The organism is Flavobacterium aquaticum (assembly GCF_003259835.1).
In the GTDB taxonomy this organism is placed as follows: domain Bacteria; phylum Bacteroidota; class Bacteroidia; order Flavobacteriales; family Flavobacteriaceae; genus Flavobacterium; species Flavobacterium aquaticum.
The window spans coordinates 181,820-204,709 of sequence record NZ_QLMI01000002.1 but is presented as its reverse complement, the minus strand read 5'-3'; the positions used below and the strand labels follow the sequence as shown (position 1 = coordinate 204,709).

Annotated in this window: 19 protein-coding genes and 2 tRNA genes; 10 read left to right on the top strand and 11 right to left on the bottom strand. The window is 32.7% G+C overall.

The annotated features are described in order from the left end of the window. The first annotated feature begins 119 nt into the window (after positions 1–119). Both clpP and clpX read left to right on the top strand, forming a co-directional pair. Positions 120–776, top strand: a complete 657-nt coding sequence (gene clpP, locus B0I03_RS03750; protein ID WP_111566130.1) for an ATP-dependent Clp endopeptidase proteolytic subunit ClpP — start codon at positions 120–122, stop codon at positions 774–776. 72 nt (positions 777–848) lie between these two features. Next, positions 849–2,081, top strand: coding sequence for an ATP-dependent Clp protease ATP-binding subunit ClpX (clpX, locus tag B0I03_RS03745; RefSeq protein ID WP_111566129.1), 1,233 nt, complete (start codon positions 849–851; stop codon positions 2,079–2,081). Positions 2,082–2,130: 49 nt separating this feature from the next. Here clpX and B0I03_RS13295 read toward each other — a convergent pair whose 3' ends face one another. The 3 genes from B0I03_RS13295 to B0I03_RS03735 form a co-directional block, all read right to left on the bottom strand. Continuing rightward, the gene (locus tag B0I03_RS13295; protein WP_262510482.1) at positions 2,131–2,265 is read right to left on the bottom strand and encodes a hypothetical protein; all 135 of its coding nucleotides are present in this window, start codon (positions 2,263–2,265) and stop codon (positions 2,131–2,133) included. A 36-nt stretch (positions 2,266–2,301) separates the two neighbouring features. After that, positions 2,302–3,864 carry an OmpA family protein gene (locus B0I03_RS03740; protein WP_111566128.1) on the bottom strand — a complete coding sequence of 521 codons (1,563 nt, stop codon included), beginning with the start codon at positions 3,862–3,864 and terminating at the stop codon, positions 2,302–2,304. Between the two features lie 370 nt (positions 3,865–4,234). Further along, entirely contained in the window at positions 4,235–5,746 is a 1,512-nt protein-coding gene (locus tag B0I03_RS03735) for a GH3 auxin-responsive promoter family protein (protein ID WP_111566127.1), read from the bottom strand. 100 nt (positions 5,747–5,846) lie between these two features. Between B0I03_RS03735 and B0I03_RS03730 the strand changes: the two genes are divergently transcribed. Further along, complete coding sequence (locus B0I03_RS03730) at positions 5,847–6,638, top strand: DUF2797 domain-containing protein (RefSeq protein WP_111566126.1); 792 nt, start codon at positions 5,847–5,849, stop codon at positions 6,636–6,638. 41 nt (positions 6,639–6,679) lie between these two features. Here B0I03_RS03730 and B0I03_RS03725 read toward each other — a convergent pair whose 3' ends face one another. Both B0I03_RS03725 and sppA read right to left on the bottom strand, forming a co-directional pair. Then, the gene (locus B0I03_RS03725) at positions 6,680–9,286 is read right to left on the bottom strand and encodes an AsmA-like C-terminal region-containing protein (RefSeq protein ID WP_111566125.1); all 2,607 of its coding nucleotides are present in this window, start codon (positions 9,284–9,286) and stop codon (positions 6,680–6,682) included. Positions 9,287–9,463: 177 nt separating this feature from the next. Continuing rightward, complete coding sequence (sppA, locus tag B0I03_RS03720; RefSeq protein ID WP_111566124.1) at positions 9,464–11,230, bottom strand: signal peptide peptidase SppA; 1,767 nt, start codon at positions 11,228–11,230, stop codon at positions 9,464–9,466. Between the two features lie 115 nt (positions 11,231–11,345). Here sppA and folK point away from each other — a divergent pair, with 115 nt between their 5' ends. Then, positions 11,346–12,488 carry a 2-amino-4-hydroxy-6-hydroxymethyldihydropteridine diphosphokinase gene (gene folK / locus B0I03_RS03715; protein ID WP_111566123.1) on the top strand — a complete coding sequence of 381 codons (1,143 nt, stop codon included), beginning with the start codon at positions 11,346–11,348 and terminating at the stop codon, positions 12,486–12,488. A gap of 116 nt (positions 12,489–12,604) precedes the next feature. Here folK and B0I03_RS03710 read toward each other — a convergent pair whose 3' ends face one another. Beyond that, positions 12,605–13,132 (bottom strand): RNA methyltransferase, encoded by a 528-nt coding sequence (locus B0I03_RS03710; protein WP_111566122.1) that lies wholly within the window; start codon positions 13,130–13,132, stop codon positions 12,605–12,607. A 164-nt stretch (positions 13,133–13,296) separates the two neighbouring features. Here B0I03_RS03710 and mutS point away from each other — a divergent pair, with 164 nt between their 5' ends. From mutS to B0I03_RS03685, 5 genes are all read left to right on the top strand, one after another. Then, positions 13,297–15,864, top strand: coding sequence for a DNA mismatch repair protein MutS (gene mutS, locus B0I03_RS03705; RefSeq protein ID WP_111566367.1), 2,568 nt, complete (start codon positions 13,297–13,299; stop codon positions 15,862–15,864). Positions 15,865–16,026: 162 nt separating this feature from the next. Further along, positions 16,027–16,099 (top strand) — tRNA-Gly (locus tag B0I03_RS03700). 21 nt (positions 16,100–16,120) lie between these two features. After that, positions 16,121–16,206, top strand: a tRNA-Leu gene (locus B0I03_RS03695). A gap of 48 nt (positions 16,207–16,254) precedes the next feature. Next, positions 16,255–16,539 (top strand): GIY-YIG nuclease family protein, encoded by a 285-nt coding sequence (locus B0I03_RS13330; RefSeq protein WP_111566121.1) that lies wholly within the window; start codon positions 16,255–16,257, stop codon positions 16,537–16,539. A 56-nt stretch (positions 16,540–16,595) separates the two neighbouring features. After that, positions 16,596–17,039 carry a DUF1508 domain-containing protein gene (locus B0I03_RS03685; RefSeq protein WP_317048039.1) on the top strand — a complete coding sequence of 148 codons (444 nt, stop codon included), beginning with the start codon at positions 16,596–16,598 and terminating at the stop codon, positions 17,037–17,039. Positions 17,040–17,085: 46 nt separating this feature from the next. Here B0I03_RS03685 and B0I03_RS03680 read toward each other — a convergent pair whose 3' ends face one another. The 5 genes from B0I03_RS03680 to B0I03_RS03660 all read right to left on the bottom strand — a co-directional run bounded on the left by B0I03_RS03680 (position 17,086) and on the right by B0I03_RS03660 (position 21,658). Then, positions 17,086–17,313: a hypothetical protein gene (locus tag B0I03_RS03680; RefSeq protein ID WP_111566120.1), complete on the bottom strand. Its 228-nt coding sequence runs from the start codon at positions 17,311–17,313 to the stop codon at positions 17,086–17,088. Between the two features lie 118 nt (positions 17,314–17,431). Further along, positions 17,432–17,638 (bottom strand): hypothetical protein, encoded by a 207-nt coding sequence (locus B0I03_RS03675; protein WP_111566119.1) that lies wholly within the window; start codon positions 17,636–17,638, stop codon positions 17,432–17,434. A gap of 163 nt (positions 17,639–17,801) precedes the next feature. Then, positions 17,802–19,955: a S46 family peptidase gene (locus tag B0I03_RS03670; RefSeq protein ID WP_111566118.1), complete on the bottom strand. Its 2,154-nt coding sequence runs from the start codon at positions 19,953–19,955 to the stop codon at positions 17,802–17,804. Positions 19,956–19,964: 9 nt separating this feature from the next. Next, positions 19,965–20,414 carry a GNAT family N-acetyltransferase gene (locus B0I03_RS03665; RefSeq protein WP_111566117.1) on the bottom strand — a complete coding sequence of 150 codons (450 nt, stop codon included), beginning with the start codon at positions 20,412–20,414 and terminating at the stop codon, positions 19,965–19,967. Further along, a complete protein-coding gene (locus B0I03_RS03660; protein WP_111566116.1) occupies positions 20,411–21,658 on the bottom strand; it encodes a 3-deoxy-D-manno-octulosonic acid transferase in 1,248 nt (415 codons plus the stop codon). The genes B0I03_RS03665 and B0I03_RS03660 overlap by 4 nt, the downstream gene beginning before the upstream one ends. A 98-nt stretch (positions 21,659–21,756) precedes the next feature. Here B0I03_RS03660 and B0I03_RS03655 point away from each other — a divergent pair, with 98 nt between their 5' ends. Continuing rightward, positions 21,757–22,884: a DegT/DnrJ/EryC1/StrS family aminotransferase gene (locus B0I03_RS03655; protein WP_111566115.1), complete on the top strand. Its 1,128-nt coding sequence runs from the start codon at positions 21,757–21,759 to the stop codon at positions 22,882–22,884. The last annotated feature ends 6 nt before the right edge of the window (positions 22,885–22,890 follow it).

Sequence of the window (22,890 nt, the reverse complement as noted above, 5' to 3'; positions counted from 1 at the left end):
GGCGCTTTTTTATTGAAGCCATTTTGTTTCATAAAATAAAAGATAACTATTTAAAATATAATGTTTTTTAGTTCAACCCATTTAAACTTTTAAACGCTTAAACATTTAAACAAAAAATTATGAACTACGGAAAAGAATTTAAAAAATATGCTACTAAGCATCACGGAGTAAACAGTTTATATTACGATAAAATTGTAGGAAGTATGACGCCATATATCATTGAAGAACGTCAATTAAACGTAGCTTCAATGGACGTTTTCTCTCGTTTAATGATGGATAGAATCATTTTCTTAGGAACAGGGGTTGATGATTATGTAGCGAATATTATACAAGCACAATTGTTGTTTTTAGAAAGTGTTGATGCTTCTAAAGATATCAGTATTTATATCAATTCACCAGGTGGAAGTGTTTATGCTGGATTAGGAATTTACGACACAATGCAATTCGTAAAACCTGATGTAGCTACAATTTGTACAGGAATGGCGGCTTCTATGGGAGCGGTTTTATTATGTGCTGGAGCAGAAGGAAAACGTTCGGCATTACCACATTCAAGAGTTATGATTCACCAACCATCTGGGGGCGCACAAGGTGTTGCAACAGATATGGAAATCAACTTGAAAGAAATGTTGAAATTAAAAGATGAATTATATGAAATCATTTCTAAACATTCTGGACAATCGTTCGAGAAAGTGCACAAAGATTCTGAGCGCGATTATTGGATGATTGCCGCTGAAGCAAAAGAATACGGAATGATTGATGAGGTTTTAACAAGATAATTTAAAAAGTAATTAGTGATTAGTAAATAGTGATGAGCTAATTACTAATCACTTTTCACTAATCACTAAAAAATGGCTAAAGAAGTATTAGAGTGTTCATTCTGCGGAAGGAAAAAGCCTGAAACCAATTTATTAATTGCAGGGATTAATGCGCATATTTGCGACAAATGTATCGAACAAGCACACGGAATTGTATTAGAAGAATTAAAACAATCAGGTAATTCGAATTTGATTGCCGATTTAATTCTTTTAAAACCAAAAGAAATTCGTGCGTTTTTAGATGATTACGTAATTGGGCAAGACCAAACAAAAAAAGTAATGAGTGTAGCGGTTTACAATCACTACAAACGTTTGATGCAAGTTCAATTAGAAGACGAAGTTGAGATTGAAAAGAGTAATATCTTAATGGTAGGACAAACCGGAACTGGTAAAACATTAGTTGCAAAAACCATTGCAAAAATGTTGAATGTTCCATTGGCTATTGTGGATGCAACTGTTTTAACCGAAGCGGGTTATGTTGGTGAAGATGTAGAAAGTATCCTAACACGTTTGTTACAAGCTGCCGATTACGATGTAGCTAAAGCTGAAAGAGGAATTGTATTTATTGATGAAATCGATAAAATTGCTCGTAAAAGCGATAATCCATCAATAACTCGTGATGTTTCGGGTGAAGGTGTGCAACAAGCTTTATTGAAACTGTTAGAAGGAACGGTGGTTAACGTACCACCAAAAGGAGGAAGAAAACATCCCGACCAAAAATTTGTTGAGGTAAATACACAAAATATCTTATTCATCGCTGGTGGTGCTTTCGACGGAATTGAAAGAATTATTTCAAAGCGTTTGAATAGACAAGCAGTTGGTTATAGTTCATCTATTGGAACAGACCAAATCGATAAAGATAATTTGTTGCAATATTTGATTCCGAAAGACGTAAAAGATTTTGGATTAATTCCAGAAATTATTGGTCGTTTACCAGTTCTAACTCACATGGATCCTTTAGATGCGGAAACTTTAAGAGCTATTTTAACGGAGCCTAAAAATGCCTTAGTAAAACAATATAAGAAATTGTTTGAAATGGATGAGGTGACTTTAGACATTGAAGAAGAAGCTTTGGATTATATTGTGTCAAAAGCTTTAGAATATAAACTTGGAGCCAGAGGTTTACGTTCGTTATGCGAGGCTATTTTAACTGATGCTATGTACGAATTACCAAGTTCTGATGATAAGCACTTACAAGTCACAAAAGAATATGCTGAAAACAGTTTAAGTAAAAACTTATTACAACGTTTGAAAGCGGTTTCTTAATGAAAGTAATACAAATAAAAAGGTCGCCAATTGGCGACCTTTTTTATGTTTAAGCATTTTTCTTTTGCTCTATTGTTTTTGTTTGTTTAGCGTTGCAATATCTTTTTTGACAACTCCATCCGCTTGAACATGATGTTAATAATACTACTGTTGATAAGGCTAATACTAAAGAGATTTTTTTCATTTTTTTATAGTTGTGATTAATTGAGAGTGTACTTTTTTATTTTACGATTTTGAATTCAACCCTTCTGTTTGTTTGATCTTGTTTAGCTGAACATTTATCGCATTTTTCTAACAATTCGCTTTCACCAAAACCTTTGTAAGTTAACTGCGTTGCAGGAATACCTTTTTTAAGTAAATATTGGTAAGTAGCTTTTGCTCTACTTTCTGAAAGTGTTTGGTTGTAAGTTTCAGAACCTTTGTTGTCTGTGTGCGCATTAATTGTAATGCTCATAGTAGTGTTGTTCTTAAGAACTTCAACAATCTTATTTAAAGATAATTCTGATTCTTTCTTAATTGTTGATTTGTTGAAATCAAAATAAATGTTTTCAATAACAATAGCATCTTCAGTAACAACTGCTTTCTTCTGAGTTAAAGCAATGTTTTTGTCAGTATCACCAGTTGCAATATTTGTTTTCTTAGTTTCGTAGCCATCTTTCATAACTTCAACGTTATAAAAAGTTAATGGTTCTAAAGCTAATTTGATTTTACCATTATTGTCTGATTGCGTTTCTGCTAATTTTGTTCCAAATTCATCTGTAACTATTACGGTAGCGTTTGGTAGAGGAGTTTTTGTTACTTCTTCAACTACAGTATAGCTAAAGTGTAAATTCTCTTGCTTTTTAATTTCGAATTTTAAAATATCAAAATTACCCGATTGTTTTTTATCTGTAGAAATATAACCTTTAGATGGAGAAGTCATTACAAAAGCAACATCGTCTCTTCTTGAATTTAAATCGGTTCCTAAATTCATTGCTGTTAAGAATGAATTATCAACATAAGCTGATCTAAATACATCATAACCACCTAAATTTAAATGACCTTTTGAAGAAAAATATAAATATTTATTATCAGAAGACATGTATGGATATTTTTCATCATCAGCTGTGTTTACATTTGGACCCAAATTAACTAATTTACCAATTGTTCCGTCTTCAGCAATTGTAGCTTCGTAAATATCAAATCCACCAAATCCACCTGGAATATTTGATGCAATATAAATTTTCTTTCCGTCAGGAGAAACACTTGGAGTTTCAGCTGAATATTGCTCTGGAACAACATTTAAATTAGTAATGTTCGTCCATTTTTTAGCGTCTTTTTCGTTAAGAGTAGCTTTGTGTAAGGTGAATAACTGTTTGTTATTTGGGTTTTCTTGAGTAAAGAAAATAGTTCTTTGATCAGATGAAAATCCAATTGAACCTTCGTCATTTTCAGAATCTAATGCTTGAGAGAAAAGTAATGGAAAAGATAAATTTCCATCTTCTTTTACATCTACACAATATAAGTTATTATTTGGAGTATTTGTAATTGGATTAACAGTTACATCTGCATGTCTTCTTTTTTTGTTTGACAAAATGATGTATTTGTTTTTAAAGAAAGTTGTGCCAATTTCGTTTAATTCAGAATTGATTCCAGTATCACTTGTAATGAAGCTAATTCCTTTTGTATTTTTATTAATGGCATTTACAATAGCTTCTGCTCCTTCAGAACGTTTTGGCTCTTGTCCAAAAGATACAAAGCTTCCTAAAAGTAAAAGTAACGTAAGGATTTTGTTTAGTTTCATAAATTTAAATGCTTAAATAATAGTTAGTTAATCTAGGGGTTAAAACGGGTGCAAAATTAGAGGTATTTTTTGGAAAAAAAATTAATAGTGTATTTATTTATTAATTATTGTATAAAAATCCGATATAATGCAAAAAAAATCGATTTACTGCATTTGGAGTAAATCGATTTTATTGAGAATATGACAATAAAATGCTCTTAGCAGAGATTGCTTTTGTGATATTCTTTATTAAAAGAATTGTTTTCGTTTTTTTCTATCGAATTCTCACATTTTCTGTATGGTCCGCACTTATAGCGTCTAGGTCCACAAGAACTCGTTAATATGATTATTGCAATTAAGGAACAAAATATTTTTTTTGTTTTCATTTTTTCTATTGTAAAGACAGCAAACTTTCTAAATAGTTTCTCTCGTTTGAAAGCCTTGGAACCTTATGTTGCCCGCCTAATTTATCTTGTTGCTTTAGCCAATCGTAAAAAAGATTTTCACGCGCAACATTAAGTACTAACGGATTTAAGGTCATATTGTTGTAGCGTTTGGCTTCGTAATCAGAATTTACATTTTGAATATTTTCGTCTAAAGCTTTTCTGAAATTTTCAATATTATCAGGCTTGGTTTTAAACTCAATTATCCATTCGTGAGCTCCTTTCTGTTTCTCATTCATAAAAATGGGAGCAACAGTATAATCGGTAATTTCACAGTTAAATTCTTTGCACGTTTTTGTTAAAGCCGTATCGGTGTTTTCAACCATCAATTCTTCACCAAATACGTTGATGTGATGTTTTGTTCTTCCAGTAACTTTAATTCGGTATGGACTTAATGAAGTAAAACGAATGGTATCACCAATTAAATAACGCCACAGACCTGAGTTCGTCGTAATTACCAAAGCATAATTCTTATTCAATTCTACTTGATTTAGACGAATAACACGTTGATTTAGCGTTCCAAAAGTATCCATTGGAATAAATTCGTAGAAAATTCCGTAATCTAACATTAATAATAATTCATTCGAATCATTTTGGTCTTGAATTGCAAAAAAGCCTTCCGAAGCATTATAAATTTCGTAGTATTTGAAATTATCTTTCGGAAATAATTTTTTGTATTGCTCTCTATACGGATCAAAATTTACGCCACCATGAAAATAGACTTCTACATTGGGCCAAAGTTCTAATAAATTCGATTTTCCTGTAGTTTCTAGAGTTTTTTGCAATAAAACCATCATCCAACTCGGAACGCCAGCTAAACTCGTAACATTTTCATTAATGGTTTCGTTAATAATGGCTGGAAGTTTCGTTTCCCAATCTCCCATTAACGATATTTTACTGCTTGGTGTAGAACTAAATTCTGCCCAAATTGGCATATTATCAATTAAAATCGCTGATAAATCGCCAAAAAAAGTATTGTTGTCTTCATACAATTGTTTGCTTCCACCTAAGCGAAGACTTTTTCCAGTAAACATTTGCGATTCTTCGTTGTTGTTTAAATACAAACACAATAAATCTTTACTTGCTTTGTAATGACAATTTTCCAAAGCTTCCGAACTTACCGGAATAAATTTGCTTTTAGCATTAGTTGTTCCGCTTGATTTAGCAAACCATTTGATGTTTGAATGCCAAAAAACATTTTGTTCGCCCTGTCTTGTTTTTTCAATCAAAGGTTCTAAATCTTCATAGGTAGAAACAGGAATTCGCTCTGAAAATGTGGTGTAATTTTTCATAGAAGAAAAATCATATTTCCTTCCAATTTGCGTATTTTCAGATGACTTTATAAGGTTGAAAAGCAATTCTTCTTGAACTTCATGCGGATATTTTAAAAACAATTCCATTTGATGAATTCGTTTCTTCAAAATCCAAGTGGCAACAGAATTTATAATTTGTAATGGCATTTACCTATTTCTAATTTTGAATTATTAAAACGGAATAATAACTTTACCAAAAATAGCATTTTTTTTAAATAATCGAACGAAAAAGTAAATCTTAACACAAATGAATTATCAAGGCACGCTAAGTAAAATGCAAACCGAATTTGGAAACCCAATTCAATACTATTTGGTTTTTGAAAATAGTTTTTTAAATCTAAACCAATTATTAGGTAAACCAATGGAAATTGAATTTCAAGGCTACCAATGTTTGAATTGCGGGAAAGCCAAGAAAATTTTTCGTCAAGGATTTTGTTACGATTGTTTTATGAGCAGCCCAGCAGTAGGTGATTGGATTATGAAACCCGAATTAAGTACCGCGCATTTAGATATTGAAGACCGTGATTTAGAATATGAAAAACGGGTACAATTACAACCTCATGTAGTGTATTTAGCGTTATCAAGTGAAGTGAAAGTAGGAGTAACAAGAAAAACTCAAGTTCCCACTCGTTGGATTGACCAAGGCGCCGTGCAGGCTATTCCAATTGTAGAAGTTCCTAATAGATATTTAGCTGGAATTACCGAAGTAGCCTTGAAAAATCATTTTGCAGATAAAACCAATTGGCAAAAAATGCTAAAAAACGAAGTACCTAACATGGACTTGATTTCAGAACGAAATAAAGTATTGGATTGGCTACCAAATGAAGTAAAAGACTATTTTCTGAAAGAAGAAAAAATCATTCAACTCGACTTTCCTGTTTTGCAATATCCAAAAAAAGTGACGAGTTTAAATTTAGATAAAACGCCAAACTTTTCAGGAACGCTAACTGGAATTAAAGGACAATATTTACTTTTTGAAGACGGAACCGTTTTTAATGTAAGAACCTATGAAGGTTATGTGGTGAAGATGAGTTTATAAAAAGAAACCCTTTCAAATTTGAAAGGGTTTCTTTATAAAATTTATTCTTTTTTCTTTTTTCCTCCTAATAAACCTTTTATAGCGTCTGTTGCTTTGGTTTTAATTTCTTCTTTTGGAGTGGTTTTTGGTTTTGTGGTGTCTGCTGCAGTAGTTGTTCCAGCGGCATTGTTCTTAGTTCCACCTAATAAATTTCCTAAAGCAGTTGTGCCTTGATTTACATATTTCTCTTTCTGCATTTTAACTAATTGTGTAGTCAAATTTGTAGTAGATTGTTTTAAATCAGAATTAAATTTTGGTTGCGAAAAGTTGCCTGTCATTAATCCATTTACTGGAATGCTAGTTATTTGTTTTTGGTCAGCAGGAGTTAATTTAGCAATTAAATTGGTTACGTCTTTACCTAAATATTTTACTGGAACATCAAATTTTAAATTGTAATTCATGCTTTGATCAAAACCATGACTTCCGCCAACGTTTACCGTAATGTCTTGGTATTTAATATCAAATGGTTTTACGTTTACTTTTCCATCTTTAAAAGATAAAGCAGCTTTAACATCGTTTAAATTTACTTTGCTCATGTCGATGAATTTCATGTTGGAACTCAATGCTGTCAACATAGCCGAGTTCTTTTCATTGATGGTAGTTGACAGTAACTGCCCAAATAAATCACCAGAAATGGTTTTTAAATTTGGCGTCATATCGTTTTGTAAATTTCCTGAAAGTTTGATAGTTGAATTTAATTTACCATTGATTACACCTGCAATTGGAGCAATCGATTTCAACATGTCTAATTGCGTGAACGACTCGGCGATATTAACTTTATCTAAACCTAAATTCATATTAAACGTAGGTGTTTTTCCTTTGGTAGAAACGGTTCCGGTTAAACCAATATTTCCTCCAAAAATGCCCATTTTTAAATTGTTTAAGGTAACCGCTTCATCACGAATAACCATATTTCCGGAAACGTCTTTTAAATTTAAGTTGTCATAAACAACAGTTCCTGCTTTTGCTGTTATGCTACAATCTAAGAAAGAAGGAATCTTAACAGCTTCGGTAGTTTTTTTACCTTCGTCATTAACAGTTGTAGTTGGTGCCATAAAATCGGAAACGACTAATTTTGTCGAATTCATATTGAAATTTCCTTTCAGAATTTGGTTTTTGAATACAAATCCGTAGAAGTTATCTAAAGTTCCTGTTACATTCAAATCGGAACTTCCAGTTTTTGCATCAAATTGATTCAAACGAATTTGATTTGGATTGAAAGCAACAGCTGCTTGATTGATTTTAAACGGTTTTGCCATTTCTGGACCTTCATAATTGAAACCAGTTAAGCTAACGATTCCAGAGTTTTGAATGTTTTGATATTGAGAAGTTTCAACTGATTTCATGTCAAACTTCGTTTTTACATCGGCTTTTAAAATTCCGGTTAACGGTTTGTCTAATTTTACAGGATATGCTTTGGTAACGTTTGCTAAATTGATAGTTCCTTTTAATTCGGCATCAACTAAAGCATTTGTAGCGATATTTTTAATATTCGCTTTTGCATTAAAAACGTCTTGATCTATTGAAAATGCAAGTTTATTCAAATTCACATACGTGTCGTTCATTGCGCCTGTTTCATTGATAATATGTGTGTCAATCACAATATTTTTAACCGATTTTGGTAAATCTGGATATTGGAAAGACGCATTATTCGAAGCAATTTTCACATCAAAAGCTGGAATCGTAGTTTCGGTTAAATTTCCTTTTACTTTTCCATCTACTGAAAATTGTCCAGTAGTTTTTACTTTATTGATATCACCTGAATAAGCAGCTGGAATTAATCCTAAGAAATTTTTAAAATCAGATGTTGGCGTTTTGAAAGTTAAATCATAAGTCTGTCCAGCTTCTACCATTTGAATAAATCCATTGAATTCTAGTGGCAATTGATTAATTAAGGCTTTGTTGTCTTTGAATTCGTATTTGCTTTTCTCTAAATCAATTCCTAAAATAGCATCTAATGAAATGGCTACATTTTTCATGTAGTTCATTTTGTCCATATCAAAAGATAGTTTTGCGGTAGTTTTTGTATCTAAATCTAATTTTTGAGCGGCAAAATTTCCTTTTCCTTCGTGATTGATGCTGTCTAAAACCATTTTCATTTTAGAACCTTGATCTTCATAAGTAAATTTCAAATTTTCAACTTCATAATCTTGAATGTTCAAGGCAAAAGGTTTGCTGTCAGAAGGTTTTTTTTCTGTTTCATCTTTTAATGCAATGTCAAAATTTCCTACACCATCTTTATTAAAAATGATGTTTACAATTCCGTCAACTACACTAAAGCTTTCTAAATTCATTGCTTCATTTTCGCCTTTAAAAAGTTCTTTAACACTCATGGTTACATTGGTTTCACCAGCATATAAAAGGGTGTCTTTTTCAAAAGGTGCTTTAGTAATAATGCTCAATTTGTCAATAGTAACATTAGCTTGCGGAAAACTTTTGAATAAACTCAAATCTACATCTTCAAACGCGATGTTCGCATTTACATTTTCGTTCAAAGTTTTAGCAATCATTTCTTTGATTTTATCTTTGAATAAAAAGGGAGCAGCAGCTAATGCAATGATGGTTACCAATAGGAAAATTCCAGTTCCTTTTAAGATTTTTTTCAACATAATTTTACTTTTTAAGAGTGCGAATAAATTTTTTTGTTTCGATTTGTAATCAAATTATCCTGTAATTACTACAAAAGTAGTACCAAAAATATAGTTTAGGATTAAAGCTACGTTAAACTTATAAAAAAAATCCCAAAAACAACTTGCTTTTGGGATTTTTATATGTTTGAATTTGAATTAGTTTATTACTATTTCATAAGGCATAATGGCTTGGATTCCTTTTCTGCTTTTAACACGTTTGATTTGTTCTAACATTTGGAAGCCTTCTTCGCCTAATTGCTCTTTTAGCAATTGTTCTTTAGTTTTAAACATTGCCATTCCAGTGAAATTAGCTAATAAATCTTCAAAACTCTTCTCATATTCTGGGAAGTTTTCTGTTCTATACGAAGTTGTTTTTCCAAGTTTAGCAGCGTATTGGATTGCCGCATCTAAACCACCAATTTCATCTACTAAACCAAGTTTGTGAGCGTCAACTCCGGTCCAAACTCTTCCTTGTGCAATAGCGTCTACTTGATCAGTTGTCATTTTTCTACCATCAGCTACACGTTTTAAGAAAGTTGCGTATGTTTTTTCGATGCTTTCTAAAACAAAACCTTTGAAGTTTTCATCAATTGGTTCAAAAACACTATAACCACTTGCATTTGCATGAGTTTTTACTTGTTCGGCGTTAATTCCGATGTTTTTGCCTAATTGGTTCATGTTAGGTAACATGCCAAAAACTCCAATCGAACCTGTAATTGTATTTGGTTCAGCGAAAATTCTATCTGCATTAGCTGCAATATAATAACCACCCGAAGCTGCATAATTCCCCATAGAAACTACAACTGGTTTTGTTTTTTTAGTGATTTCAATTTCTCTCCAAATTAATTCTGAAGTTAAAGCGCTTCCTCCTGGACTATTCACTCGTAACACAATAGCTTTTACATCATCATTTTCACGTGCTTCTTGTAAAGAACGTTTGATAGAGCCTTCACCAATTACGTTTACATCGCCTTCACCACCTGCAATTTCACCTTGAGCATAAATTACGGCAATAATATCTTTTTTAGTGTAATCTTCTACAGTTGATGCAGCTGTTTTGGCATAATCGGTAATACTTACAATATCGTATTTTTCTTTTTTATCTACTTTTAGTTTAGCTCTAATCATGTCATGATACTCATCTTCATAAGCTACTTTATCAACTAATTTATTGGCTAAAGCTAATTCTGGAGTTCTTGCGCCTAAAGAGTTTGCAATTGCATCTAGTTGTGCAACTGATAATTTTCTACTTTTAGAAATATCGGCAACAATTGTATTCCAAACCGAATTTAATAAAACCGTCATTTGTTCGCGATTTTCCGGACTCATTTCTTGTGCTAGGAAAGGTTCTACAGCACTTTTGTATTTTCCATGACGTATCACTTCCATTTTTACACCAGTTTTCTCTTGCAAGTCTTTCATGTAAATAATTTCAGAAGAAAGTCCTTTAAAATCAACTTCTCCCATTGGATTCAAATACACTTGGTCTGCAACCGAATTTAAGTAATATTCACCTTGCGTATAATAATTTGCATAAGCATAAACGAATTTCCCCGATTTTTTAAACTCTTCTAATTTGTCACGAACGGCTTTGCTTTGCGCTAAACCAAGTTGCGATTGGTTATTCAAAATAGAAATTCCTTTGATTTTGTCATCGGTTTTAGCCGCTTCAATAGCGTTTAAAATATCGGTAACACCATCATGATGCGCTTCAAAGTAATTGAAGTCTTTGTAATTTGTTTTTCCAGCATAATCTAAAGAAACTTTCGATAAGTCTAATTCAATTACCGAGTTCTTTTTTACGCTAACCGTGTCTTCTCCACTACCAGCAATAGCGCCAATGATTATAATCCCGAAGAAAAAAATCATGCAAAAAATAAATATCCCTACAATTGTAGCTAATACATTTCCTAAAAATCTCATTTCAATTTGTTTATTAATTACCTAATTAGTAGTTGTAATCATAAAATTGTTACATGTTCATAAAAAAACAAGAAAGGTAAATTATAAGTCTAAAATTGTTTGTTATTTTGCCAATATGAGTCAGCATCAAGTTGTTTTATCATTAGGAAGTAATCAAGGCAATCGATTAGAAACGATTCAGTCTTGTATTGATTTGATTCATAATGAAGTAGCGACGGTTATAAAGGTTTCTAAAATTTATGAAACGCCAGCTTGGGGTTTTGAAAGCGAACCTTTTTATAATGGGGCAATTCTAATCCACACGTCAAAATCGGCTCAAAAAATTTTGAATCAGGTTTTGAAAGTAGAGAAGAAGTTAGGTAGAGTTCGTTCTAAAGATTCGGGTTATCAAGCTCGAATCATTGATGTGGATATCATTGCTTTTGATGAAGAAATTATTTCGACCGAAACATTGCAAGTTCCGCATCCATTAATGCAAAATCGTAGGTTTGTGTTGCAACCGATGATGGACTTGGGATTGAATTGGGAACATCCGACGTTAAAGAAATCTATTGCGCAACTTCTACTTCAAACGGAAGATAAAAGTGAAATTAAAGCCGTTCATTCCGTAATTTCTCCAATTGAAAAACTCCAATTACAACAATTCAATTACATCGCCATTGAAGGAAATATTGGAGCAGGAAAAACGACATTATCAACTAAATTATCAGAAGATTGCAATGCAAAATTAGTATTGGAACGTTTTGCAGATAATCCGTTTTTACCTAAATTTTACAAAGACCAAAGTCGCTACGCGTTTCCTTTAGAAATGTCATTTTTAGCCGATAGATACCAACAATTATCAGATGATTTAGCGCAATTTGATTTGTTTAAAGATTTTGTAGTTGCTGATTACCACATTTTTAAATCCTTGATTTTTGCTAAAGTTACGCTTCAAGAAGATGAATTTCGCTTGTACAAAACCATGTTTGACATCATTCACAAAGAAATGCCAAAACCTGATTTGTATGTATATTTGTATCAAAATACTGAAAGATTGTTGGAAAACATCAAAAAGCGTGGCAGAAGTTACGAACAAGAAATTCCAGCAGATTATTTAGAGAAAATCAATCAAGGTTATCTCGATTACATTAAAACACAAATCGATTTGAATGTATTAATTATTGATGTTTCCGATTTAGATTTTGTAAAAAAACAAGAGGATTATGTTTTTTTGTTGAATGAAATTAATAGAAAAATAGTATCAGTACGCGGATAAAACTGATTCGCTTTAGCAAAACGCTGATTTTCACGGATTTTCTATGCTTGCTATGTAAAGTGTAACGTCTAAAATCAACACCAAGTAATTCTATTGTGTCTATGTGTTTAGAAAAATTATTTCATCTTTTGAAACAAATCCCAAATCACAATTCCAGCACTCACCGATATATTCAACGAATGTTTGCTTCCTAATTGTGGAATTTCAATCACACCATCGCTCAAATTAATAGCTTCTTGCGAAACACCTTTTACTTCGTTACCAAAAATTAAAGCATATTTTGTATTGGTTTCAGGTTGAAAATCATCTAACATAATCGCATTTTCCGTTTGCTCCACAGAATACACTTTTATGTTTTCTTGTTTCAATTGATTTACCACTTCTAAAACGTCTTTAGCATATTCCCAAGCAACGGTTTCTGTTGCACCAAGAGCTGTTTTGTGAATTTCTTTGTTGGGCGGAGTAGCTGTAATGCCACACAAATAAATCTTTTCAATCAAAAAAGCATCCGAAGTTCTAAAAACCGAACCAATATTGTGCAAACTTCTAATATCGTCTAAAATCACAATTATTGGAGTTTTTTGAGCTTCTTTAAACTCGTCAATATTTTTGCGTTCTAATTCCGCGTTGGCTAATTTTCTCATGTGGCAAAAGTAAAGATTAATTATAAAACTTTAAAACTTGATTTTTGAAATTGATATTGTCATTGTCTTTGAAATTATTACCTTCGCAATCATACTTAAAATTTGAAATTGTGGCGAAGAAATCTGCAGCAAATCCTGATAAAGCACCCAAGGAAACACCTTTAATGAAGCAATACAACGAGATAAAAAACAAATATCCCGATGCCTGTTTATTGTTTCGTGTGGGCGATTTTTATGAAACTTTTGGAGAAGATGCAGTGCGAGCAGCCGGAATTTTAGGGATTACCTTGACTAAACGCGGTGCAGGTTCTGAAACTGAAACGGCTTTGGCAGGATTTCCGCATCATTCCATAAATACGTATTTACCCAAGTTGGTTAAAGCCGGACTTCGAGTGGCGATTTGCGATCAATTAGAAGATCCAAAAATGACAAAAACCATTGTAAAACGAGGAGTTACGGAATTGGTTACGCCTGGAGTTTCGATGAATGATGAGGTGTTACAATCGAAGTCGAACAACTTTTTAGCTTCGGTACATTTTGGGAAAAAATCGGTTGGAGTTTCGTTTTTAGATGTTTCAACAGGCGAATTCTTAGTTTCGCAAGGCAATGAAGAATACATTGATAAACTTTTGCAAAACTTTCGTCCTAGTGAAGTTTTAATTCCGAAACAGTTTAAAAATCAGTTTAATTCGGTTTTTGGAGATGATTTTCATACGTTTTTTTTGGAAGATTGGGTGTATAAAGAAGATTATGCCTTAGAAAGTTTGACGAAACATTTTCAAACCAATTCACTAAAAGGTTTTGGTGTGGAAGAGTTAACCGAAGGTTTGATTGCCTCAGGTGCAATTTTGTATTATTTGTCGGAAACGCAACATAACAAGATACAACATATTACGAATATCCAACGTATTGCCGAAGATGCTTACGTTTGGATGGATAAATTTACGATTCGGAATTTAGAATTGTATCACAGTTATAATCCCAATGCAGTAACGCTTTTAGATGTGATTGATAAAACGCTTTCGCCAATGGGAGCAAGGCTTTTGAAACGTTGGTTGGCTCTTCCGTTGAAAGATATTTCAAAAATAAGAAGTCGTCATGAAGTGATTTCATATTTAAAAACCAATCCCGAAGTTTTGCAACAAATTCAATATCAAATCAAACAAATTTCCGATTTGGAACGTTTGATTTCTAAAGTGGCTACAGGAAAAATTTCGCCAAGAGAAGTTAATTTCTTGAAAGATTCGTTAGACGCAATTATTCCAATAAAAACCTTGGCTTTAGAAAGTTCAAATGAAGCTTTACGAGTAATTGGGGATAGTTTGCACGCTTGTGAATTGTTACGCGAAAAAATCAAAACCACCATTCAAGAAGACGCTCCTGTAAGTGTGAATAAAGGAAACGCAATTGCGGTTGGAGTTCATCCCGAATTAGATGAGTTAAGAGCTATTTCTTCAACTGGAAAAGGGTATTTGGAGGAATTAGAACAAAGAGAAAGTGCTAAAACAGGAATTCCTTCGTTAAAAGTGTCTTTCAATAATGTTTTTGGCTATTATATCGAAGTTCGTAATACACATAAAGATAAAGTTCCAGCCGAATGGATTCGCAAGCAAACTCTTGTGAATGCTGAGCGTTATATTACGGAAGAATTGAAAGAATACGAATCAAAGATTTTAGGTGCCGAAGAAAAGATTCATCAATTGGAAACGCAGTTGTTTGAGCAATTGGTAAATTGGATTGCGACTTATATCAAACACGTTCAGTTGAATGCGAATTTAATTGCACAATTGGATTGTTTGACTTCTTTCACGCAATTAGCGATTGACAATAAATATGTTTGTCCTGATTTAGATGAAAGTTTCGATTTGGAAATCAAAGAAGGTCGTCATCCTGTTATTGAAAAGCAGTTACCTGTTGGTGTGCCTTACATTTCGAATGATGTCTATTTAGATAGAGAAACCCAACAAATCATCATGATTACCGGTCCGAATATGTCGGGTAAATCGGCTATTTTGCGTCAAACGGCTTTGATTGTGTTGATGGCGCAAATGGGAAGTTTTGTTCCAGCAGAAAGCGTTAGAATGGGTGTGGTGGATAAAATTTTCACCCGAGTAGGAGCGAGTGATAATATTTCGATGGGTGAATCTACTTTTATGGTGGAAATGAACGAAACGGCTTCTATTTTGAATAATATTTCAGAAAGAAGTTTGGTGTTGTTAGATGAAATTGGAAGAGGAACTTCAACCTATGACGGAATTTCAATTGCTTGGGCGATTTCAGAATATTTGCACGAACATCCGAATAAACCTAAAACGCTTTTCGCTACCCATTATCATGAATTAAACGAAATGGAAGTTACGTTTGATAGAATTCAGAATTTCAATGTTTCGGTAAAGGAATTGAAGGATACTGTATTATTCATTCGTAAATTGGTTAAAGGCGGAAGTGCACATAGTTTTGGTATTCATGTAGCAAAAATGGCAGGAATGCCTCAGATTGTGATTCAAAAAGCGCAAAAACTATTGAAGCAATTAGAAAAAAGACATTCCAGCGAAGAATTGTCTGGAATTAAATCGGCTAACGATGAATTGCAATTGAGTTTTTTCAATTTAGATGATCCACTTTTAGAAGATATTAAAGAAGAAATCATGAATATCGACATTAATACTTTAACGCCAGTCGAAGCTTTAATGAAGCTAAACGAAATAAAACGAATGTTGGTTAAAAAATAATTTCAAAATAAAATATTCGTTATCAAAAGGTTAAAGAAAAGTTCGAAAAAAGTTTTAATTTTTATTTGAAAAGTGCTTGCAAGAATAAAAATATGTTCTATATTTGCACTCGCAATACGGAACAAGTATGGCGACGTTCTTTAAAAGATAACGAAACGAAACGCGAAAATAGCTCAGTTGGTAGAGCGCGACCTTGCCAAGGTCGAGGTCGCGGGTTCGAACCCCGTTTTTCGCTCTAAACTACCTAAAAATATTTGCTCGAGTGGTGGAATTGGTAGACACGCTGGACTTAAAATCCAGTGGGTAGTAATGCCCGTGCGGGTTCAAGTCCCGCCTTGAGTACAAAAGCTCCGAACATTGTTCGGAGCTTTTTTTGTTAAAACTATTTCTATGTATTTTGTATATATTATTTATTCTACAAAATTGGATAATTATTATGTTGGAACTACTGATAATGTTGAAAGACGTTTAGGTGAGCATAATTCAAAAATGTATTTAGATTCTTTTACTTGTAAAGGAATTCCATGGGAATTAAAGCTGTCTTATCTGTGTGAAAAAAGTGAGATAGCGTATAAGTTGGAAAGATTTATCAAGAGAATGAAGTCGAGAAAATTTATTGTCAAAATTATTGATGATAAAACTATTTTAGATGATATCTGTCAAAATAAATTATAAGTAGCGGGTTCAACTCCGAAGCTTCGGAGCCGCCTTGAGTACAAAAGCTCCGAACATTGTTCGGAGCTTTTTTTGTTTATAAAATTCTCCATTTAGAATTTTCTGTTATCTTTAAAGAATTCTTTATAAAATTATCAATCACTGCTATGGGTACATTTGTAATCGCACAACGATTAAGTGGAGTTTATAAATACGAGTTTGTTTCCAGAAAAGGAAAAACTATTTTTACGAGCAACGATTTCGAATTGCGTTTTGAATGTGAAGAAGAGATAGAAAAGCTTAAAAGTTCTTTAGAACGTTGTGTTTTTATGCGTTTTAAATCTTCTAGTGGAAAGTTTTTCTTTCGTTTGATATTGGATGGGCATGAAATTGCAGTGAGTAGGAGGTATACAACTCAACTATTGCTTCAAAAAGGGATAGATGAGATTGTGAAATATGCAGATAAAGCTGAGTTTTTGGACTTTTCTTCTGCAGAAGATATATTTGGATCTTCAGAATAAAAAAGTCCCGCATTGCGGGACTTTTTTATTAAAAAATAATTTTAAATTATTTTTTAATAACTTCTTCAGCATTTTTAAGTTCTGTTTTTGCAGTTTCTTCAACTTTAGTTACAGTTGAGTCAACTACAGCAGCTGTAGAATCTACTACAGTTTCAACAGTTTCTTCAATTGCAGTAGCTGTAGAATCTACAGTAGCTTCAGTGTTTTCAGCAGCTTCTTTACATGAAACGAACATAGTAGCAACAACTGCTAAACTTAATACAACTTTTTTCATTTTGTTTGATTTTAAAAGGTTAGAATTTTATTTTAATATAGTTTTTAAATTTTGATTTTTTTAAGATATCAAAAAAAGCCCCACATGGTGGAGCTTGATTTTTTTGTTCTAGCAATAATTATTTTGCTGGAGCAGCTTCAGCAGCTGGAGCTTCAGTAGCAGCAGCAGCAGAATCAACAGCAGTAGTATCAGCTACTGGAGCAGCCTCTTCAACTGGAGTTTCAACAACTGTAGAGTCAACAGCTGGAGTTTCCTCAGCAGCATTTTCTTTACAAGAAACGAACATAGCAGCAACAATTGCTAAACTTAAAACAACTTTTTTCATCTTACTAAATTATAAAGGTTAATTATTAATTCGGAGCAAAGATATAAATTTTTTGACATGTCAAAATGTTTTTAGACATTTTTTTTAATTTTTTTTCTCTGGATTCCGAAATGCTTTATTTCAAATGGCGTGCCAAACTTTTTATTTTTAAAAATATTTGTAATTATTTGGCTTTTTGAGACTTAGGATAAACAATCGTCATTTCTTCGATAAGGTTTTTAGCTCCTGCAAATTTATCAATCACAAATAAAATATAACGCGCATCAACCATGATGTTTCTACAGATTTCTGGACTATAATAAATGTCGCTCATCGTGCCTTCCCAAACTCTATCAAAGTTCAATCCGATAAGGTTTCCTTTTGCGTCTAAAGCAGGACTTCCTGAGTTTCCACCGGTAGTATGATTTGTAGCAATAAACGCTAATGGCATTTTTCCGTTTTTATCTGCGTATCTTCCATAATCTTTTGCGTTGTATAAATCGATTAATTTTTTTGGAACGTCAAATTCGTAATCTCCTGGAATATATTTTTCGATAACTCCATCTAAATAACTAACTGGTTCGTAGATAACTGCATCACTTGGTTTATATCCTTTTACTTTTCCATAAGTTACACGTAATGTACTGTTAGCATCAGGGAAAATTCTATCGTTAGGGAAGAATTCCATAATTCCTTTCATGTAGGTTCTTTGTAAGGCGATGTTTTTTAAGTTGATTTCATCAAATTTAGGAGCTACATTTTTTTGGTAACTATCCGCAATCGATTTTACCAATTGATAGCCTTTATCTTGATTTAATCTTTCTAAAACTGATTTTGCATCACCATTCAATAATTCTTTCAAACCATTATAGCTAGTCAATTTTGAAGAACCAAAAACACTTGTAGTTAAAGTTGAAGCATTAATATTGTTCAATGTTTCAGGTAAAAACTGTTTTGGTGATTTCGTAGCATATAAATTAATCAATTGTTCGAAAACTTTCTCATCAACTTGAGCGCTGTAATCTTTGTATAAACCTTCAAATCCTGAAATTAAATTATTCTTTCTATCATTAAAAGCTTGCTCACCTTTAGTATTATACACTTGTTCTAATTGGTACAAACGGTATCCAAAAGATAAAATTTCTGAATTACGTAAAACAACTTCCGTAAAGTAATCTCTTGCGATAGCGTATTCTCTAATATCTTTGTAGTTCTTTTCGAAATCAGCTAAAATAGTTCCGTATTCTGCTTGTTTTCCTGCTTTGTTAACTCTTTCTTGGAATTTCTTTTCGAAATCTTTTTTAACAGCAACCGCATTCGATTTTTTTAAACCTTTAGTTTCTCCAATCCATTTTTTCCAATAATTCGCAACTCCAGCATACTTAGACGCGTATTGAATTTTAATCGCATTATCTTTTCTCATGAAACCATCTTGCACTTTCAAAGCTGCATCACGAATTTCAATTTTTGCAGGATTCAAATCATTTACAATTTGTTCTACGGCAAATGATGGTAAATATTCCTGAGTTCTTCCTGGATAACCCATTACCATGGTAAAATCGTTTTCCTGAATTCCTTTTGCAGAAACTGGGAAAAAGTGTTTTGGAGTGTATGGAACGTTGTCTTTTGAATATTCAGCAGGACGATTGTTTTTATCTGCATAAACTCTAAATAAAGAGAAATCTCCAGTGTGACGAGGCCATACCCAGTTATCAGTATCTGAACCAAATTTTCCAATTGAACTCGGCGGCGCACCAACCAAACGAACATCTTTAAAATTTTCAGTTACAAATAATAAATATTGGTTTCCATCATAAAAAGCACGAATCATTACATCTTGCCAAGCTTCTTTTTGGAAACTTTTGCTAACTGTTGCAATATTTTGTTGGATTCTTTTTTGTTTATCGCTTTCAGTTGGAAGATTTAAAACACCTTCGAAAATTTTAGTCGTAACATCTTCAATCTTGATTATGAAAGTAACGGTTAAATCTTTGTTTGGTAATTCTTCTTCCATTTTGTAAGCCCAAAAACCATTCGTTAAATAATCGTTTTCAACAGTAGAATGACTTTGAATATTGTCATATCCACAGTGGTGATTGGTTAATAAAAGTCCTTTTGGTGAAATCATTTCCGCTGTACAACCACCATCAAAATGAGGAACAGCATCTTTTAAGCTGGAATTATTTACCGAATAAATATCATCGGCACTAATTTTCATTCCCAAAGCTTTCATTTCTTTTTCGTTTGTTCCTTTTAAAAGCGAAGGAATCCACATGCCTCCTTGTTGCGCTTGAACTTGGATAACAAATAAAACAAGTAGTAATTTTAAAAATTTCATAGATTTAATTTATTTAGTGACTTTGTACTTCATTAATTTTCGATTGTGAAGTTCAAAATCGTGTGCAAGATACAATTTTTGTGCGTTTTCGTTATGCGGTTCGACTTCTAAATACAGTAATTTTAACGATAATTTAGGAACTTCTCGCTGAATAAACTGAATCGCTTCTTTACCAAAACCTTTTCCACGAGCGGTTTGTTTGATGAATAATTCGTCTACAAAAGCAATTTTTCCGCCATATTCAAAACTGAAAATAAATGTAAGAATGATGTAACCTACAATTTCATTTTCGGAATAAATCAACCAAGATTTACCTAGATTTTCATTGGAAATAAATTCTTGAAACAAAGTTTTAGTCACTTCAGCATCCATTGGATAATTGTCAATCGCATAGAAATCTTGCATCATTTGAGTGATGATTTCAATATCTGCAATTTCTAATGGTTTGAAGGTTGTCATTTGTCCAAAATATGATTCATAATCGTTTGAGTGGCTCCTTTATTCATTTGTACAAAAGTGCTGCAAATGTGACCTTTTTCTAATCGCTCGTCTTCGTTGTGAAGTAATAAATCAAATGCTTCATTCAATTGAGTTTGATTCTGAATCGAAATACAACCTTCCATATTAACCAAAGCTGTAGCTTCCGCAAAATGCGAGTAATTTGGACCAATCACAACTGGAACACCAAAAGTTGCTGGTTCTAAAATATTATGAACGCCAGGATTTCCATAACCTCCACCAACGTAAGCAATATCTGCATACGAATAGATTTTGGTTAAAATTCCGAAGGTATCAATGATAAAAACGTTGTATTCTTGTAGAGACGCGATTAATCGCGTCTCTACGTTTTCAGAAAACAAAATCGTTTTCTTTTGAATTTGATTTTTGAGATTTAAAATTTGCTCTTGTTTAATATTATGCGGTGCAATAATAAATTTCACATCATCCGAACTTTGATTGATGTAATTCACTAATAAAGTTTCGTCTTTTGGCCAAGAACTTCCAATTACGATTGTGGTTGTATTGTCTTTAAATTGTTCGATGAAATCCAATGAATTATCTCGTTCTAAAATTGAAACTACTCTATCAAAACGCGTATCACCAGAAACTTTTACATTATTAAATCCGATACTTTGTAGAAGGTTTCTTGAGCTTTCATTCTGAACAAAAAAGAATTCAAATGTTTTTAAAGCGTTTCTGTAAAATCCGCCATACCATTTAAAAAACGCTTGATTTTCTCTTAAAATTCCAGAAATTAGATAGGTCTTTATTTGTTGTTTCTTAAGTTCGTTCAGATAATTTGGCCAATATTCATATTTAATAAAAAACGCCATTTCGGGATGAACTAATTCAATAAATTGTTTCGCATTCGAAATTGTATCCAAAGGCAAATAAACCGTAACATCAGCAACGGTATTGTTTTTTCGAACTTCATAACCTGAAGGCGAAAAAAAAGTAACCACAATTTTATGATTTGGGAATTGTTGTTTGATTGCTTCAATAACAGGTAAACCTTGTTCGTATTCGCCCAAAGACGCTGCATGAAACCAAATCGTTTTATCAGAAGTTTGAATTTTATCAGCTAAAGTTTGAAAAACCGATTTTCGCCCGTCAACAAAAAGTTTCATTTTCGGACTAAAAAGCGCTACAATCTTCAAAAGTTGGGCTGCTAAAAGCGTAATTATGTTGTATAGAAATAGCATAATTGAATTTTATGGTGCTAAAATACGTTTCTTTTTAAGTTAGATAAAATTTGTACTATAGAATTTCTTATTTTTGCTAGACTTAATTTTTATTCCAAATGAGAAAATTACAAATGGTTGACTTAAAAAGTCAATATGAAAAAATAAAAGAAGAAGTAAATGCTTCTATTCAAGAGGTTTTAGATACGAATACATACATCAACGGACCTTTGGTTCACCAATTTCAGGCCGATTTAGAAAAATATTTGGGAGTAAAACACGTAATTCCATGTGCTAACGGAACCGATGCGTTGCAAATTGCCATGATGGGATTAGATTTGAAACCAGGTGATGAAGTTATTACTGCCGATTTTACATTCGCTGCAACAGTAGAAGTAATCGCTTTATTACAATTAACTCCAGTTTTAGTAGATGTTGATATGAACAATATGAACATTTCGCTTGACGGAATTCGTAAAGCCATTACACCAAAAACAAAAGCAATTGTTCCAGTACATTTGTTTGGTCGCGCTGCCAATATGGATGCGATTATGGAAATTGCTCGTGAACATAATTTATACGTTATCGAAGATAATGCACAAGCAATTGGCGCCGATTACACATCAAAAGATGGTTCTAAAAAGAAAGTTGGAACGATTGGACATGTAGCGGCAACTTCGTTTTTCCCATCTAAAAACTTAGGGTGTTATGGCGATGGTGGAGCGATTTTTACTAATGATGACGCTTTAGCACATAAAATAAGAGGAATCGTAAACCACGGAATGTATGAAAGATATCATCATGATGTAGTAGGTGTAAATTCTCGTTTGGATAGTATGCAAGCTGGAGTTTTGAAAGCAAAATTACCTCATTTAGATACTTACAATAAAGCACGTCAAGATGCTGCAAGAAAATACAGTTTGGCTTTGGGTGTGAACCCTAATATTTGGGCGCCAACTATTTGTGAATCTTGTGATTGTCACGTATTTCATCAATATGTAATCCGTATTTTAAACGGAAAACGCGATGGTTTATTAGAACATTTACAAGCAAAAGGAATTCCTTGTGCGATTTATTATCCAATTCCATTACATAGTCAAAAAGCGTATGCAGATGCTCGTTATAACGAAGCTGATTTTCCAGTTACGAATCAACTGGTAAAAGAAGTAATCGCATTGCCAATGCACACGGAATTAGATGACGAACAAATTAAATTTATTACAGACGCTGTTTTAGAATATGTATAATAGTGT

Coding starts and splice junctions, on each gene's coding strand:
- clpP (WP_111566130.1), top strand. CDS start 120: ATGAACTACGGAAAAGAATTTAAAAAATATGCTACTAAGCATCACGGA.
- clpX (WP_111566129.1), top strand. CDS start 849: ATGGCTAAAGAAGTATTAGAGTGTTCATTCTGCGGAAGGAAAAAGCCT.
- B0I03_RS13295 (WP_262510482.1), bottom strand. CDS start 2,265: ATGAAAAAAATCTCTTTAGTATTAGCCTTATCAACAGTAGTATTATTA.
- B0I03_RS03740 (WP_111566128.1), bottom strand. CDS start 3,864: ATGAAACTAAACAAAATCCTTACGTTACTTTTACTTTTAGGAAGCTTT.
- B0I03_RS03735 (WP_111566127.1), bottom strand. CDS start 5,746: ATGCCATTACAAATTATAAATTCTGTTGCCACTTGGATTTTGAAGAAA.
- B0I03_RS03730 (WP_111566126.1), top strand. CDS start 5,847: ATGAATTATCAAGGCACGCTAAGTAAAATGCAAACCGAATTTGGAAAC.
- B0I03_RS03725 (WP_111566125.1), bottom strand. CDS start 9,286: ATGTTGAAAAAAATCTTAAAAGGAACTGGAATTTTCCTATTGGTAACC.
- sppA (WP_111566124.1), bottom strand. CDS start 11,230: ATGAGATTTTTAGGAAATGTATTAGCTACAATTGTAGGGATATTTATT.
- folK (WP_111566123.1), top strand. CDS start 11,346: ATGAGTCAGCATCAAGTTGTTTTATCATTAGGAAGTAATCAAGGCAAT.
- B0I03_RS03710 (WP_111566122.1), bottom strand. CDS start 13,132: ATGAGAAAATTAGCCAACGCGGAATTAGAACGCAAAAATATTGACGAG.
- mutS (WP_111566367.1), top strand. CDS start 13,297: ATGAAGCAATACAACGAGATAAAAAACAAATATCCCGATGCCTGTTTA.
- B0I03_RS13330 (WP_111566121.1), top strand. CDS start 16,255: ATGTATTTTGTATATATTATTTATTCTACAAAATTGGATAATTATTAT.
- B0I03_RS03680 (WP_111566120.1), bottom strand. CDS start 17,313: ATGAAAAAAGTTGTATTAAGTTTAGCAGTTGTTGCTACTATGTTCGTT.
- B0I03_RS03675 (WP_111566119.1), bottom strand. CDS start 17,638: ATGAAAAAAGTTGTTTTAAGTTTAGCAATTGTTGCTGCTATGTTCGTT.
- B0I03_RS03670 (WP_111566118.1), bottom strand. CDS start 19,955: ATGAAATTTTTAAAATTACTACTTGTTTTATTTGTTATCCAAGTTCAA.
- B0I03_RS03665 (WP_111566117.1), bottom strand. CDS start 20,414: ATGACAACCTTCAAACCATTAGAAATTGCAGATATTGAAATCATCACT.
- B0I03_RS03660 (WP_111566116.1), bottom strand. CDS start 21,658: ATGCTATTTCTATACAACATAATTACGCTTTTAGCAGCCCAACTTTTG.
- B0I03_RS03655 (WP_111566115.1), top strand. CDS start 21,757: ATGAGAAAATTACAAATGGTTGACTTAAAAAGTCAATATGAAAAAATA.